This window comes from Arthrobacter sp. TMS2-4, assembly GCF_054511075.1.
This window is the reverse complement of record NZ_JBTNDI010000002.1, coordinates 403,009-418,910: the sequence shown is the minus strand read 5'-3', so window position 1 is coordinate 418,910 and position 15,902 is coordinate 403,009. Positions and strand designations below refer to the sequence as shown.

Annotated in this window: 12 protein-coding genes and 2 tRNA genes; 2 read left to right on the top strand and 12 right to left on the bottom strand. The window is 69.8% G+C overall.

What is annotated here, in order from left to right:
• Positions 1-193 precede the first annotated feature (193 nt).
• The 6 genes from ACX80F_RS05035 to ACX80F_RS05010 form a co-directional block, all read right to left on the bottom strand.
• Positions 194-267: transfer RNA gene (locus ACX80F_RS05035), tRNA-Ile, on the bottom strand.
• 16 nt (positions 268-283) lie between these two features.
• Positions 284-1,513, bottom strand: coding sequence for a glycosyltransferase (locus ACX80F_RS05030; RefSeq protein WP_459335277.1), 1,230 nt, complete (start codon positions 1,511-1,513; stop codon positions 284-286).
• Positions 1,514-1,563: 50 nt separating this feature from the next.
• A complete protein-coding gene (locus ACX80F_RS05025; protein ID WP_459335276.1) occupies positions 1,564-2,439 on the bottom strand; it encodes a DMT family transporter in 876 nt (291 codons plus the stop codon).
• Entirely contained in the window at positions 2,427-3,050 is a 624-nt protein-coding gene (locus tag ACX80F_RS05020) for a CDP-alcohol phosphatidyltransferase family protein (RefSeq protein ID WP_459335275.1), read from the bottom strand. The genes ACX80F_RS05025 and ACX80F_RS05020 overlap by 13 nt, the downstream gene beginning before the upstream one ends.
• A 110-nt stretch (positions 3,051-3,160) precedes the next feature.
• Positions 3,161-3,964 (bottom strand): phage holin family protein, encoded by an 804-nt coding sequence (locus tag ACX80F_RS05015; RefSeq protein ID WP_459335274.1) that lies wholly within the window; start codon positions 3,962-3,964, stop codon positions 3,161-3,163.
• Between the two features lie 71 nt (positions 3,965-4,035).
• Positions 4,036-5,472 carry a sugar porter family MFS transporter gene (locus ACX80F_RS05010; protein ID WP_459335273.1) on the bottom strand — a complete coding sequence of 479 codons (1,437 nt, stop codon included), beginning with the start codon at positions 5,470-5,472 and terminating at the stop codon, positions 4,036-4,038.
• 284 nt (positions 5,473-5,756) lie between these two features.
• On the opposite strand from ACX80F_RS05010, the gene ACX80F_RS05005 reads away from it, so the two are divergent.
• Positions 5,757-6,998, top strand: coding sequence for a multidrug effflux MFS transporter (locus ACX80F_RS05005; RefSeq protein ID WP_459335272.1), 1,242 nt, complete (start codon positions 5,757-5,759; stop codon positions 6,996-6,998).
• 37 nt (positions 6,999-7,035) lie between these two features.
• Here the strand turns inward: ACX80F_RS05005 and ACX80F_RS05000 are convergent, their stop codons facing one another.
• The 6 genes from ACX80F_RS05000 to ACX80F_RS04975 all read right to left on the bottom strand — a co-directional run bounded on the left by ACX80F_RS05000 (position 7,036) and on the right by ACX80F_RS04975 (position 14,871).
• Positions 7,036-8,553 (bottom strand): SDR family oxidoreductase, encoded by a 1,518-nt coding sequence (locus ACX80F_RS05000; protein WP_459335271.1) that lies wholly within the window; start codon positions 8,551-8,553, stop codon positions 7,036-7,038.
• A 137-nt stretch (positions 8,554-8,690) separates the two neighbouring features.
• A tRNA-Asn gene (locus ACX80F_RS04995) sits at positions 8,691-8,763 on the bottom strand.
• A 53-nt stretch (positions 8,764-8,816) separates the two neighbouring features.
• A complete protein-coding gene (gene dnaG / locus ACX80F_RS04990; protein WP_459335270.1) occupies positions 8,817-10,757 on the bottom strand; it encodes a DNA primase in 1,941 nt (646 codons plus the stop codon).
• 85 nt (positions 10,758-10,842) lie between these two features.
• The gene (locus tag ACX80F_RS04985; protein WP_459335269.1) at positions 10,843-12,126 is read right to left on the bottom strand and encodes a deoxyguanosinetriphosphate triphosphohydrolase; all 1,284 of its coding nucleotides are present in this window, start codon (positions 12,124-12,126) and stop codon (positions 10,843-10,845) included.
• 67 nt (positions 12,127-12,193) lie between these two features.
• A complete protein-coding gene (gene dusB, locus ACX80F_RS04980; RefSeq protein ID WP_459335268.1) occupies positions 12,194-13,435 on the bottom strand; it encodes a tRNA dihydrouridine synthase DusB in 1,242 nt (413 codons plus the stop codon).
• Positions 13,436-13,515: 80 nt separating this feature from the next.
• A complete protein-coding gene (locus ACX80F_RS04975; RefSeq protein WP_459335267.1) occupies positions 13,516-14,871 on the bottom strand; it encodes a YibE/F family protein in 1,356 nt (451 codons plus the stop codon).
• A 193-nt stretch (positions 14,872-15,064) separates the two neighbouring features.
• Here ACX80F_RS04975 and ACX80F_RS04970 point away from each other — a divergent pair, with 193 nt between their 5' ends.
• Positions 15,065-15,880, top strand: a complete 816-nt coding sequence (locus ACX80F_RS04970; protein ID WP_459335266.1) for a lysophospholipid acyltransferase family protein — start codon at positions 15,065-15,067, stop codon at positions 15,878-15,880.
• Positions 15,881-15,902 lie beyond the last annotated feature (22 nt).

Here is a 15,902-nt window from a genome sequence, read left to right as displayed (position 1 = left end):
GGGATGCCCCTCACTCTGGTCGTCGGCGACCAGCACTGTTCCTCGACCACATTCTGTGCGGGCAGGTGCCCACGCCATCATGTTACCCGCCGGTAACTTAGGGCGCCAGCGGCGCCGGGCGACGGACCGGGGAACGACGAATGCGCCACCCGGGCGGGTGGCGCATTCGTGGGGTCGTCCTCGACCGGGTGCGTAGGGCTGCTGGGGCTTGAACCCAGGACAAACGGATTATGAGTCCGCTGCTCTAACCAGCTGAGCTACAGCCCCCCGGGGTACGCAGCCTTCATTGTATGCGGACGGCGAGATCCGCTTCACGGGGGGCGGGCGGCTGCGCGGAGAGGGTGCCGTAGTACAGGCCCTCGAACGTCTCCAGCGTCGCGGTGAGGTCGTGCTTGCTCACCATGGCCCGGCTTGCCGCTCCCATCGACTGCTGGTCCTCGCGGGACAGGCTCAGGATCTCCGTGATGCGCTTGCCCAGTTCTTCGGCGTTCCCCGGCTCGAAGAGATAGCCGTTCTCGCCGTCGGACACCAGATGCGGCAGCGCCATGGCGTTCGCGAGCAGCACGGGCGTGGACGCGGACATCGCCTCGAGGGCGACGAGCGACTGCAGCTCGGCCGTCCCCGGCTGACAGAACAGTGAGGCCCGGATGTAGCTCACGCGCAGTTCCTCGTCGTCGATCAGGCCGCGGAAAATCACGCGGTCGCTGATGCCGAGGCGGGCGGCCTGGGCCTGCAGGGCCGGCTTCACCTCGCCGCCTCCGACAATCTCGAGGTGCACGTCGAGATGCTCGGGGGTCCCGGCGACGGCGTCGATCAGCACGTCGATGTGCTTCTCCTCGGCAAGCCTTCCGACGAAGAGGACGGTCGGGTGGTCGGCGGGTTCGATGACCTCGCCCGGCCGGACCTCGTAGGCGGCGGCGTCGATGCCGTTGGAGACGGGGAGCACCTCACGCAGGAAGGCGTGGTCGTGCATGGCCTTCGCCGCCAGCGGCGTCGGGGTCGTGACGGCGGCAGCCCTGCCCATCACCCTGCCCATGTCCCGCCAGGAGTTCCTCGCCACGATCCTCTTGAACCACTCGGGGAAGGGCAGGAACGGATTGATGTTCTCCGGCATGAAGTGGTTGGTGGCGACGACACGGATACCCCGCTTCACTGCTTCGTACAGCGCGTACTGCCCCACCATGTAGTGGCACTGGATGTGGACGACGTCGGGCTGGACCCGGTCGAAGAGCAGGCTGATGTCCCGCTTGATCTCCCAGGGGAGGCAGATGCGCCAGTAGTCGTGGGTGGGGACGCTGTGCGAGCGCAGGCGGTGGACGGGCCAGTCGCCGTCGGCTTCCGTGACGCTCGGGCCGTTCGACGGGCGCGGCGCGAGGACATGGACCGCGTGGCCGCGTCCTGCCATCCCCTTCGCCAGCCGGTAGCCGAACTGGGCCGCACCGTTCACGTTGGGCGGGTAGGTGTCCGCGGCGATCAGGATGGTCAGGGGCTTGAAATCAGCCGGGTAACTCACGGGGGGATTCCCTACGTCGGTGTGCTGGACAGATACTTCGCGGGCCGGGATCAGCGCTGCCGCTTCACCACGTCGGGGTGGTGCCGGGCGAGGGCAACGACCCCAACAATAGCAACGAGGGCCGCCGCACCCATGCCCAGCGCGATCACCGTGCTGACCTCCGGCTGGAGTTCCTCGAGGATGATGATGCCCACGGCGATGCCGACGATGGGGTCGATGACGGTCAGGCCCGCGATGACGAGGTCCGGTGGGCCCGTCGCGTAGGCACTCTGGACGAACCATATCCCGAGCGCCACGGCCACGGCGAGGGCCAGCAGGGTGGTGATGGGGACATTGAGCAGGAAGCGGCCGTTCGGGTCGAGCAGGTGGCCCGCGACGATCTTCGTCAGGACGGCGACGAACCCGAAGAGGACGCCTGCGCCGAGGATGTAGGCGAAGGCGTTGAGGCGATGCCGGCCGATCACCGCCAGGGTGCCGAACAGCAGGACCGCGGCCACCAGCAACAGCACCACGGACAGCTCCTGGGCGGGGTCGATCGCGTGGTTCTGGCGGGTGACCTTCAGGGCGAGGACGACGAAGAGGGCGCTTCCCGTGACGCAGGCCGTGATCGCGGCGACGGTGGGGCGGTTGATGCGGATGCCCTGGTCGCGGGAATTGACGACCGTGGTGATGACGAGCGCGATGGCCCCGATGGGTTGCACCACCGTCAGGCTCGCGAGCGAGAGGGCGATCACGTTCAGCACCGTCCCCGTGACGAGCAGGAGGAGCCCGAACAACCAGCGCGGATTGGTGAGGAGCCGGGTGAAGCCCGAGGAACTGAGGCTGAGCCCGCCCGTGTTCGCGCGCACTGCGCTGCCCTGGCGCTGCGCTCCGAACGCGAGGAAGACCGCGCCGAGCAGCGCCAGCACGATGGCTAGGGCGGGCACGACTGCTGCTCGGCCCGCTCCAGCCGGTACTTGCGGTGTGCTGCGAGAAAGTAGGCCCAGAAGGCGACGACGTGCAGGACGCATCCCACGAAGAGCAGTCCCAGGGCGAGACCGAGGATCCAGTCCTGCTGGAAGCCATCGACCTCGTGCAGCAGGAGCAGCGGCGCTCCCACCAGCATCAGCGCGGTCCGGATCTTCCCGACGGTGATCACGGGGAGGTGCAGCGGTCCGCGGAACAGGACGAGGGCGTTGACGATGAGGATGACGTCCGGGATGACGATGGCCCACACGAGCCATGCGGGGGCGATCCCGTCGATGACGAAGGTCACGGCGACCACGATCAGGGCGAGGCGGTCGGCGACCGGGTCGAGCCATTTCCCGACGGTCGATACCTGCTTGAGCCGCCGCGCGAGGTACCCGTCGACCCAGTCGGTCGAGCCGATCACCACGAGCGTGACCACCGCGGCCCCGTAGCGCTGCTGCGTGATGAACCAGACGAACAGCGGGACGCCGAGGAAGCGGACGATGGTGATGAGGTTCGGCAGGGTCCAGGCCGTCGTCAGCACCGTGCCGTCGTCGCCCGGCCGTCCTCCAGCCCCGATCAGTCTCATCGCCTGTGCCTCCCCGTCCCATTATGCAGGCAGGCGGCCGGTCCCCTGTCCCGCACCCGCGGGCCGCGGGACGGGATCGGGGACCGGCCGCCTGTCGGTCGGGCTGCCTGCTACTTGCTGAGGAGGCGGCGCAGCATGACGAGCATCGCCGCGACGGACGCCGCGAGGACGCTCAGCGGCTTCCAGCGGTCGGCAAGGGTGGTGTTGAGCGGGACGTCGCGGCGGACGGCCACCGCGGCGACCCTGGGGTCGGACGCCGGGCTTCCGGCCGGCCGCACCCCCTGGGGCGCGCGGTGGCGGGCACCGTCGAGGCGTGACTTGACATCCACGCGGGCACCGAGCGAATCGCGGGCGTCGGCGATGTGCGTCCGGCGCTCCCCGGTGCGGCCGCGCAGCGCCTCGTAGGACGGCGTGGGCTCCTTCGGCGTGGTGGCCTTGTCGGCATCCTTGGGCTTCTTCTCCTTCGGCTTCTTGACGTCCAGGCTGGCCGGGTCGAAGCTGCGGCCCTCCTTGAGCACGCCGAGGTCGTACCGGATGCCGCGGATCGCGTCCTCGGGCAGCAGCGGGAGCTGCTTCTTGAGGCGGGAGACCCCGATCAGCGCGAGGATGCCACCGATGACGATGAAGAACAGGGCGACCAGCAGGGCGGCCAGCCACGCGGGCATGATCTCGGCGAGACCCATGATGGCCGCGACGACGAGAGCGACGGCGAAGAACAGGACGAAGACTAGGGCGACGACGAGGAACGCGGCGGCGATGCCGGCCTTGGTGCCCTTCTTCTTCATCTGCTCGACGGCGATCGAGAACTCGTCGCTGGCCTGCCGCGGCGTCAGGCGCGCGAGCAGCCTGATCAGTCCGACGAGCGAGAGTGAGCCTGGGGACCGCTTGACGCGCGTACTAGCCGAGCTGTTCATAGGCCCTGCCTCCATTCGTGTGGGTCTTGCTGGACATTCGCTGAACCAAAATTACCATCGGGCCGGGCACGTCATCGTGCTGCCGTGAGCCCGGCGTTGTCCTCGAGGTCCTTGCCCGCGAACTCGGGGAGCTGGGTCCGGACGAAGACGAAGGAGACGACGGCGAAGACGGTGAACGCCGCGTACATGAACCACAGTCCGAGATTCGCACTGACCCAGGGGAAGGTGAGGGTGACGATGAAGTTGAAGACCCAGTTCACCATCGTGGCGACGCCCAGGGCGATCGAGCGGATGCGGTTGGGGAACATCTCGCCGAGCGTCACCCACATCACCGGTCCCCAGGTGGCGGCGAAGAAGATGACGAAGAGGTTCGCGCCCACGAGGGCGATCGGGCCCCACACCCCGGGCAGCGCGACGTCGTCGCCGGTGCCCTCCGCCTGGAGGAACGCGAGCGTCGCCGCGAGCAGCCCGACCGTCATGCCGATGGAGCCGGCGAGCAGCAGCTTGCGGCGTCCGATGCGGTCGACGAAGAAGATGGCGACGAAGGTCATGGTGACGTTGATGATCGAGGTGATCACGGACGTCGTGAAGGAGTCGCTCTCGCTGAAGCCCACCGACTTCCACAGCGTCGTGGAGTAGTAGAAGATCGCGTTGATGCCCACGAGCTGCTGGAGCGCCGCGATGGCCATGCCGACCCAGAGGATGGGCTGCAGCCCCAGGGCGGGACCGCGCAGGTCACGGTAGCTCGCGCGGTCCTCGCGCTCGAAGCTCTCCCGGATCTGGCGGATCTTGCCCTCGGTGTCCCGGACGCCGGAGACGCGGGAGAGGATGCGCGCGGCTTCCCTGTCCCGGTCGGCGCGGATGAGGAACTGCGGCGACTCGGGGATGATGAGCGCGAGCACTCCGTAGACGACGGCCGGGAGCACGCCGACCAGGAGCATCCAGCGCCAGGCGGACAGTCCCCACCAGAATTCGTTGGCAGCGCCGCCGGCGGCACTCGCGAACGAGGCGTCGGAGAGCAGGGCGACGAAGATGCCGATCGTGATGGCGAGTTGCTGGACCGAGGCGAGTCCCCCGCGCCACTTCGACGGCGCGATCTCGGCGATGTAGCCGGGCACGATGACGGAGGCGATCCCGATGGCAAGTCCACCGACGAGGCGCCAGGCCATGAGGTCCCATTCGGAGACCGCGAAGGCCGATCCGACGGAGTTGATCGCGAACAGGAAAGCCGCCGCGATCATTACCTTCTTGCGGCCCCAGCGGTCCGCGAGCCCGCCGGCGAACCACGCGCCGGCAGCACAGCCGAGCAGCGTGATGGCGACGGTGAAGCCGAGGACGCTCGCGCTCAGCTCGAAATCGGCCTGGATGGAATCGACCGCACCGTTGATGACGGCGGTGTCGAAACCGAACAGGAGGCCTCCGACGGCCGCCGCCATGGTGATGCCGATGACCCGCGCGAGGTGCCGCGGTGGATCCGCGGACTCGGTGTCGACGTCGTGCTCGCTCATGCTCGGTTCTCCCTGCTCGTTCTGCCCTCCAACACCCTACGTCAATCCGAAGCCTGCTTAGCAGCGGCCTCGTCGCCTGGGCATCCGAGGCGGAAGCTTGACGGAGGGTCGTAAGATGAGAGCGTCGTTGATTCGCCGCAGCAACCAATTGTCCCTCCGCGGACGGCCTGCTGCACGGCGTGAGCCGCTCCGCCGTCGTCGCCGGGCCGCCGCCGCAATCGATGCATCCCCTGCTTCATCCGATCCGCATCCCGGCAGCACCACCATTCCCGTTAGGCAGCATTGTGAGCACCAACCTGGGCACCATCACCCATCCCGGCGACGCCCTGACCCGCCGCGAGAAGATCATCTACGTCTTCATCCTCGGCACCCTGACCGCCCTCGGGCCGTTCACGATCGACCTGTACCTGCCGGCTTTCCCGGCCCTGCGGTCGGACCTGGGCGTCTCCGAGGCGGCCATCCAGCTGACGCTGACGGGGACGATCATCGGGTTCGCGGGCGGTCAGCTCCTCGTGGGGCCGCTCAGCGACAAGATCGGCCGTCGCCTGCCGCTCATCTTCGCGACCACGCTGCACGTGGGCGCGTCCATCGGCGCAGCGTCCTCCGAGGACATCACCATGCTCATGCTGTTCCGCGTGCTCCAGGGCATCGGGGCCGCGGGCGGTGGCGTGGTCGCGATGGCCATGGTGCGCGACCTCTTCGGCGGCTACACCCTGGTGCGCATGCTGTCCTACATGGCGCTCGTGAACGGGATGGCACCGATCTTCGCCCCGGTGATCGGTTCCCAGCTGCTGCTGCTCTTCCCCTGGCCCGGCATCTTCTGGTTCCTCGCCGCCTACGGCGTGCTGGTGATCACGGCGGTGTCGTTGTTCATCGTCGAGACGCTGCCCCGGGAGCACCGCCGCCGGTCCGGTCTCACCGTCCTCCAGCGCTACCGGGCGGTCCTGAGCGACCGCATCTTCATCGGGATCCTGCTGGTCGGCGGCATGAACTTCTCCGGGCTCTTCTCCTACCTCTCCGCGTCGCCCTTCCTGTTCCAGGGCCCCTACGGACTGAACGAGCAGCAGTACGGGCTGCTGTTCGCCGTGAACTCGCTGGGCATCGTCGCCGGCGTGCAGATCAGTGCGCGCGTCCTCCGGCGCGTCGGCCCGCAGTGGGTCATCGCGACGGCGACGATCGTCCAGCTCTCCATGGCGATGCTCATCATCGCGTTCGACCAGCTGGGCCTCGGGTTCTGGGGTACGGCGGTGCCGCTGTGGTTCTACATCATGGCGACGGGCTTCGTCTTCCCGTGCGTGCAGGTGCTGGCGCTCATCAACAACGGAGCGCAGGCCGGCACCGCGGCGTCGCTCCTCGGCGCGGTCACCTTCGGGACGGCCGGGCTGATCTCGCCACTCGTCGGCCTGCTGGGCGAGGGCATCGAATCGGCGACGCCGATGGCGGTCGTCATGGCGGTGTGCATCGCCCTGGGCGTGCTCTTCCTCTGGACGGTGGTCCGGCCGAGGACCGTCCCCGCCCTGCAGTAGCGCCGCGCCTCGGCGCGCTACTGCAGGGCGGCCGTGCTCAGGCGGCGGCGCTCTCCGACTCCGGCCCGGAGTCCGAGGGCAGGGCCTCCGCCGCCGTGGCGATGTTGCGTGCCATGGACTTGAAGATGAACCCGTGGAACGGCAGCACGGAGAGCCAGTACAGGCGTCCGGAGAGCCCCTGGGGGAAGAAGACGGCCCGCTGGTAGAACGAACTGCCGGAGCCGTCCGGCTCCACCCTGAATTCGAGCCACGCCCGGCCGGGAACCTTCATCTCCGCGCGGAGCCTCAGGCTCTTGCCGCGGACGATCTCCTCCACGCGCCAGAAGTCGAGCGCCTCGCCCGTGAGCAGTTCCTTGGCATCCCGTCGGCCACGCCGGAGGCCGACGCCGCCGGCGAGCTTGTCCATCCAGCCGCGGGCGGCCCAGCCGACGGTCCAGGAGTACCAGCCGTTCTCCCCGCCGATCCCCTCGACGACGCTCCACAGCTTCTCCGGCGAGGCGCTGGAGCTGTAGGTCTGGACGTCGGTGAAGACCGTGTGGCCGGCCCACTGCGGGTCCGACGGCAGCGGGTCGGCTTCGGAGTCCACCTGGGTCGCGCCGGCCCAGCTGGTCTCCACCTCTCCCCCGCGCATCCTGCCGAGCGCCAGATCCACCGCGCGGCGGTAGCCCGTGAGCCCGCCGTCGGGGACCGGGATGTACTGGTCGATGTCGTGTTCGCTGGTGACGGCGTCGTGCTGGAGGGACTCGATGAGGGGCATGGCCATCGCCCGCGGGATGGGAGTGACGAGATTGACCCAGTGCCCGGCCAGGCGCGGCGTCAGGACCGGCAATGCCAGGATCTTGCGGCGCGGCAGACCCGCGGCTTCGGCGTACTGGTTCATCATCTCGGCGTAGGTGAGGACCTCGCGGGACCCGAGGTCGAACGTCCGGTTCAGGCCCTCGGGCAGGTCGAGCGCTCCGACGAGGTAGTGGATGACATCGCGCACGGCGATCGGCTCGATGTGGTTCAGGACCCACTTGGGCGCGGGCATGACGGGAAGGACGTCGGACAGGTGCCGGATCATCTCGAACGACGCCGAGCCCGACCCGATGACGACGCCGGCCTGGAACGCGACGGTCGGCACGCCGGACTCGAGAAGGATGGTGCCGACCTGCGTGCGTGACCGCATGTGGGTGGACAGCTCCACCCCGTCGGGGTGGAGGCCGCCGAGGTAGACGATGCGGCGGACTCCGGCGTCGGCGGCGGCCTCGGAGACGATGGCCGCGATGTCCGCCTCGCGCCTGTCGAAGTTCCGTCCGGACCCCATGGAGTGGACGAGGTAGTAGAGCGTGTCGACGCCCTGCGTGACCGTGCGCATGGACTCGCGGTCCTGCAGGTCACCCTCCACGATCTCGACGGACCCGGCCCAGGGGACGTCCTTGAGCTTCTGCGGGGAGCGGACGATGACGCGGACCCGGCGGCCCTCGGCCACCAGCTTCGTCACCAGCCGCCCGCCGATGTACCCCGTGGCCCCGGTCACCAGGATGAGCTTGCCGTTCGTGCGGTCAGTGTTCATGGGCGAAGCCTACGCCCGCCCGCTGACAGGTTTCCGGGGCCCGGGCACGGTCCGCCGGGGCAAAGGCCGACCGGAACTCGGGCGAAGAAAAAGGGCCGGTGACCCGGGCTTCCGCCCGGGTCACCGACCCTTCATTGCTCCTCCGACTGGACTTGAACCAGTAACCCTTCGATTAACAGTCGAATGCTCTGCCAATTGAGCTACGGAGGAAAGCGCGGTCTCTACTCTACATACCCGGGGCAGTGAAGTGAAATCGGCCGGGCTCAGTCCTCGCGGAGCCGCCTCCGCTGCATCTCGAGCTCCATCAGGTCCCGCTGCAGCTGGTTGTAGAGCGCAGGATCAGCGGCCGGATCCATGCGCTGGAGCTGCCCGAGCTTCTCCGCCTTCTGCTGCGTGATCCGCAGTTCCGTGAGCCGGTTCAGGATGTCCCGGCAGTAGCTCACCATCGCGTCGGCGTCCTTGGCCGGCAGCGGGCGGACCGCCAGTTCGCTCACGAGGGGGCGCAGTACGTCCGGCACGCCGTCGCGCACCGATTCCACCCAGCGCGACAGCTCCGTGCCGGCCGCACCCGCGGCGAGGACGGCGTTGTGGAGGGCCTCGTAGACGGGGACGGTGAAGTGGATCGTCGAGAAGCTCTCCCACTGGGGCGCCGTGAGGAGCGTGGGCTGCTGCAGCACCACTTCGAGCGCCTCCCGCTCCATCCGGGCGATCGGGTCCCGCGGATCGGGCCGCTCGAAGAACGGCTCCTGCGACGGCGCGGCCCCCTGACCACCGGAGGCCGGCGTCCCTGCCTGTCCCTGGCCCCCCTGCTGGGTCTGCTGGGTCTGCTGGCCCTGCTGCCGACCGCCGGACGAATTCTCCCGGCGTGCCGCCGCGGACACGGCGCGGGCCACCTGGTCCTCCCCCACGTACTGCATCCCGAGCCAGCGGGAGAGCTCCCTCGTGTAGGTGGAGCGCAGCGACACATCCCTGATCTGCGCGACGATCGGTGCCGCATGGCGCAGCGCCTTGACCTGGCCCTCTCCGGACGAGAGGTCGAAGGTGGCGAAGGACGCCTTGATGGCGAACTCGAACAGGGGCCGGCGGTCGGTGATGAGCTCGCGCACGGCGTCGTCGCCCCGGGTCTGCCGGAGTTCACACGGGTCCGCGCCCGAGGCCTCGACGGCCACATAGGTCTGCGCGGTGAACCGCTGGTCCTCCTCGAACGCGCGCAGCGCGGCCTTCTGGCCCGCGGCGTCGCCGTCGAACGTGAAGATCACCTCGCCGCCCGTGCCGTCATCCGAGAGCAGCCTGCGGGCGATCTTGATGTGGTCCGTGCCGAAGGCCGTCCCGCAGGTCGCGACCGCTGTGCCCACGCCCGCGAGGTGGCAAGCCATGACGTCCGTGTAGCCCTCGACGACGACGAGCTGGCGGTTCTTGGCGATCTCCTTCTTGGCGAGGTCGATCCCGTACAGCACCTGGGACTTCTTGTAGAGCGAGGTCTCCGGCGTGTTGAGGTACTTCGGCCCCTGGTCGTCCTCGAAGAGCCTGCGGGCCCCGAAGCCCACGGTGTCCCCGGTGATGTCGCGGATGGGCCAGATGAGGCGCCCCCGGAAGCGGTCGTAGAAGCGCCCGGGATTGCTCGAGGAGGCGCTGAACATGCCGGTGAGTTTCAGTTCGTCCAGGGTGAACCCGCGGCCCGTGAGGTGGTTGAGCAGGCCGTCCCAGCCCTGGGGCGCGTACCCGACGCCGAAGTGCGCGGCCGCGTCGCGGTCGAAGCCGCGGTCCTGCAGGAACTGGCGGGCGGTGCCGGCGCCGGGCGTGAGGAGCTGGTCGCGGAAGAACTCCGCGGCGATCTTGTGCGCGTCGAGGAGCCGCTGCCGCCGGCCGACGTCCTCGCGCCGCGGCCCGGTGCCGCCGTCCTCGTAGTGCAGTTCGAAGCCGATGCGTGCGGCGAGCTTCTCGACGGTCTCGCTGAAGGAGGTGTGGTCCTGCTTCTGCACGAAGCTGATGACGTCCCCGCCCTCGCCGCACCCGAAGCAGTGGTAGGAGCCCATCTGCGGGCGCACGTGGAAGGACGGCGACCGCTCGTCGTGGAACGGGCACAGGCCCTTCCAGGAACCGATACCGGCGGACTTCAGGGTGACGTAGGCCTCGACGACCTCCTTGATGTCCGTGCGCTGGCGTACCTCATCGATGTCTTCGCGTTTGATGAGTCCGGCCATGACCCCAGTTTAGGCCCGCCCCACCGACACTCGGACCGTGTCCGCGGAGTATGTGCGCCGGTCCGCGGGCGGGTGTGAGGACCGCCTACCAGAGGGCGGGGACCGGGCCGACGATGCGTTCGTGGAGACCGAGGGCGGACACGTCGGTGAGCGAGGCGACCTGGTCGACGACGACGCGCAACCGGGCGTCGTCGTCGCCGGCCTCCCGCCAGTCCGCAGCGAACATCGGCTCGAGGTGCCGGTCCCCGTCGGCGTGGATCTGTGCCACGAGGGACGCCAGGATCTCCCGCTGGCGCTCGTAGAGGGGCTGGCGGTGGTCGGTGGTCATCACGTACGTGGTGGCCAGGCCCTTCATGACGGCGATCTCCATGACGGTCTCCTCCGGCACGACCATCTCCGCGTTGTAGCGGGTCAGCGGGTCGGGCCCGTAGATGGACCGGGTGGACTGCATGGCGCTCAGGCAGAACCGGCCGATCAGCTGGCTCGTCATGTTCTTCAGCGCCGCCATGGACCGCCGGGTGCCGTCCGCCTCGCGCACCCAGACCGGCGTCCTCTCGAGCCGGGCGAGGGCGGCGTCGACGGCGGCCGGGTCGCTGCCCGGGAGGTACCACTGCTGCGTGTAGCCCACCACGCGTGCGCGGGCATCCGGGCTGTCCATCCACCGGAGCTGGAGGTGCCCGGCGACGATGGCGTCCTCGACGTCGTGCACGGAGTACGAGATGTCATCCGCGAGGTCCATCACCTGCGCCTCGAGGCACGAACGGCCCTCGGGGGCGCCGTCGCGCAGCCACGCGAAGACCGGGAGGTCGTCGTCGTACGCACCGAACTTCGTGGTGCGCCGGCCGCCGAGAACGGGCGCCGCGGCGGCCGTCCACGGGTACTTGCACGCGGCGTCGAGGCTCGCGCGCGTGAGGTTCAGCCCCGCGGGACTGCCGTCGGACGTGAGGACCTTCGGCTCCAGCCGCGTGAGGAGGCGCAGGGTCTGGGCGTTGCCCTCGAACCCCCCGATGCCGTGGGCGAGGTCGTTGAGCGCGGATTCACCGTTGTGCCCGAAGGGCGGGTGCCCGAGGTCGTGGGCCAGGCACGCGGTGTCCACGATGTCCGGATCGCAGCCGAGCGTCCTGCCCAGTTCACGGCCGATCTGCGCGACCTCCAGCGAGTGGGTGAGGCGCGTGCGCACGAAGTCGTCGGTGTCGGGCGCCACGACCTGCGTCTTCGCGCCGAGGCGGCGCAGCGCGGACGAGTGCAGTACGCGCGCACGGTCCCGCTCGAAGTCGGTGCGGTGGGAGCTCTTCGGCGGCTCCTCCACCCACCGCTCGGTGTCCGCGGCACTGTAGCCGGGGGTGGGGGACGGATCGCGGAGACTCATGATGCCTTTCTAGCGCAACGGGGGAGGGAGTGTGTGCCGGTCCGTGCCGATGTGGAGTGCGGGTGGGTCATCCGCCGGAGACGTCCACCTCGGCCGCGGCGATGTCCGCCTGCTGCGCGGCGTTAAGGACGCGGCCGTCGAGCCAGTGCTCGGGCAGGGCGGTCCGCTTCGGGGAGCCGGCACGGCCGCGCGGGCCCTCGGCGTCCTGGCCGGGGTACGGCGAGTCCTTGTCGAGTTCGTCCAGGAGCCCGCGCAGGACCTCGAGGGTGGGGACGGTGGCGAGCTTGGCACGCAGGTCGCCGCCGACCACGTAGCCCTTGAAGTACCAGGCCATGTGCTTGCGGATGTCACGCAGGCCCATCATCTCGCTGCCGAACGTCTCGACGAGCAGCTCGGCGTGGCGGTAGACGGTGTCGGCGACCTGCCCCAGGCCGGGACGGTGCCGGGAGGAACTGCCCTCGAAGGCGTTGACCAGGTCGCCGAAGAGCCATGGTCGCCCCTGGCAGCCACGGCCGATGACGACGCCGTCGACGCCGGTCTGGTGCACCATGCGGACGGCGTCCTCGGCGCTCCAGATGTCCCCGTTGCCGAGCACGGGGATGTCCGGCAGGGCCTCGCGCAGTTCGGCGATGGCGTTCCAGTCGGCCTTGCCGGAGTAGAACTGGGACGCGGTGCGTCCGTGGAGGGCGACGGCGGCGACCCCGCTGTCGCGCGCGATCCTGCCGGCCTCGCGGAAGGTGAGGTGGTCCTCGTCGATGCCCTTGCGCATCTTGATGGTGAGCGGAACACCGCCCCTGGAGGCCTCGCGGACGGCGGTCTGCACGATGCCGGTGAACAGGTCGAGCTTCCAGGGCAGGGCCGCTCCCCCGCCCTTGCGGGTGACCTTCGGCACAGGGCAGCCGAAGTTCAGGTCGATGTGGTCCGCGCGGTCCTCCTCGACGAGGAGGCGGACGGCGGCGCCGACGGTCTTCGGATCGACGCCGTACAGCTGCACGGAGCGCACTTTCTCGTCGTCGTCGTGCGAGATGATGCGCATGGATTCCGGGCTGCGTTCCACGAGCGCACGGGAGGTGACCATCTCGGAGACGTAGAGCCCACCCCCGTACTCGCGGCAGAGCCGACGAAACGCCTTGTTGGTGATGCCGGCCATGGGGGCGAGGATCACCGGCGTGTCCACGGTGATGGGGCCGAGGGTGAGCGGCGGCAGATCGAGCTTGAGCGCGCCGTCGGGTGCGTCGGGAAGGGCATCCGCCGGGTCGCCGTAGCCGGGATCGCCGGAGGGGACGGGGAGAGTCGATACTGCGGTCACCCCTCCATTGTCGCAAGCACCCGCAAATCCGTCGGGTGCCGCACGCCTGCGCTCCCTGGCCGCCCTGCGCCACGCGTTCGTCATGCGCCCGGCTCCACGCCGGCCGGCCGATCCCCGAGCGCCACGAGCCGTTCCCCCGGGGCGAGCGTTCCCGCACCCCCGGCGGGGACCGCCGGCGCACTCCGTCGCGGGACGTCGTCGTGCCCGCCGTGCGCGGACCGGGGACCCACGGCCTTGACCACCAGCACCGCGACCAGGGTGGTGAGCGGGATGGCGAGGACGAGGCCGATCGAGCCCACCAGGGTCCGCACCACCTCCTCCGCGAGGTCACCGCTGGTGAGGGTGTCGAGGAGCGCGCGGTCGTAGAGGGAGACGAGGATCAGCACCGGCAGTGCGGCCCCCGCGTACGCGAAGGCGATGGTGTAGACGGTGGAGGCGATGTGGTCGCGGCCGATCCGCATGGCGGAGCCGAAGAGCCGGCGCCCGGAGGTGGTCGGCGCGAGCTCGTACAGCTCCCACACCGCCGAGGACTGCGTGATCGTCACGTCGTTGAGCACGCCCAGGCCGGAGATGATGAGGCCGCACAGGATGATCGCGGAGATCGACAGCTCGTCCGACGCGTTCACCAGCGTGTACGCGTTCTCGTCGCCCACGCCGGTCAGGTGGGCCGCGTCCGTGGCCCAGGCCGCGAGCAGTGCCGTGATGCCGAGGCCGAAGACCGTTCCGAGCAGCGCCGTCGAGGTGCGGGCGGAGACCCCGTGCGCGAAGTAGAGGACGCCGTACATGATCACGGTCGAGCCGACGAGTCCCAGCAGCAGGGGCGGCGCGCCCTCCACGAGACCGGGCAGGATGAACTGCGCCAGGATCACGAGGGCGCCGACGAGGCCGATGATGGCCCGCAGGCCCCGCCAGCGGGCCACGGCGACGACGACGACGGCGTAGAGCGCCGCGAGCGCGACGACGGGCACGGAACGCACGAAGTCCACGAAGACGTAGGGCGCGGCGCCCTGCAGGACCTCGGACAGGTCGAGGTAGCGGATCTCGTCGCCCGGCTCGACGGCGTTCGTCGCCGCGAGTTCGGGGGTCACCTCGACGGGGACGAGGCCGCCCCCGCCGGCCGGCTGCGTGTAGGCGATGGTGCAGGTGAGCGCCGTGCCGCCGGCCTCGACGGTCGGCCGGGAGGACGGGCAGTCCGCCTCGGCGACGTCGCGGACGGTGCCGGTCACGAAGCTGACGCCGTCCGCCGTCGCGTACGGACTGGCGACGTCCAGGGAGCTGCGGTCCCCGCTCGGCCACAGGAGCACCATGGCGACGAGGGTCAGCACGCCCAGGGGCACGAGGACGGCCGAGAGCAGGAGGGTCGCCCGGCGCCGCGTCGCGAGCGCTGAGGCGGACGGCTCCGCGCTCCCGCCGGTGTGCTGGTGGCTGTGGCCCACGGGTTTCCTCGCTGGTCGGGCGGTCGGACGGATCGTCTGCGATTCTACGCAGGCAGTCCGCCGGTGCGGTGCCGGCCCGACATTCCGGCGCGAATCCCTGCCCGTGCAGCACAGGTCCACCCGCCCGGGGTACAAAGAGTACATACGGAGCACCGCGGGTCCTTCCCGCGATCGCAGGAAGAGGGATCAGAGCATGGGATGGAAGCCGCGGCAGAGCGACAGGATGTACCGCTTCGTCGTGTACGCGGGCAAGACCGCGTTCGCGGCGCTGCGCCTGCCGGTGACGGTCACCGGGACGGAGAACCTGCCCGCATCGGACCCCCTGAACGGACGCTCCCGCGGCGCCGTCCCCGGGCACGGCGCCGTCGTCGTCATCACGCACTTCGGGTACCTGGACTTCGCCTTCGCCGAACTCGTGCTGTGGAACCACGCCCGCATCCAGGCGCGCTACATGATCTCGAAGCGTGCGGCGGAGCACTGGTTCGTCAGCCCGTTCGTCTTCGGGCTGGGCCACGTCATCACGGACCGGAAGGCCGGCGCGGCGGCGTACGACGACGCGCTCGTGAAGCTGCGGGCCGGCGAGTACGTGGCGATCCTCCCCGAGGCCGGCGTGTCCCGCAGCTACACCGTCCGCGCGCTCAAGACCGGCGCGGTCCGGCTCGCCGCCGAAGCCGGCGTCCCCGTGATCCCCGTCTCCGTGTGGGGGTCGCACCGGCTGCTGACCCGCGGCCACGGCTTCTCCGTCCGGCGTGCGTGGAGAGCCCCCGTCCGCGTCCACATCGGTCCCGCGGTCCGCCACGAGCCGGGGATCGACGTCGCCGAGGAGACGGAGAGGCTCCGCCAGGAACTCCAGGACGGCATCGAGACGTGCATCGCCGACTTCCCGGTGGCCCTGGAGCCCGGTGCCTGGTGGATGCCCGCGCACCACGGCGGCGGAGCCATGACCGTGACCGAGCGGGAGGCCGCGGACCTCGCGGACCTGAAGGCCGGGCGGCACGACCGCGGCTGAGTGCCGCGGTCTCCTCTGCCAC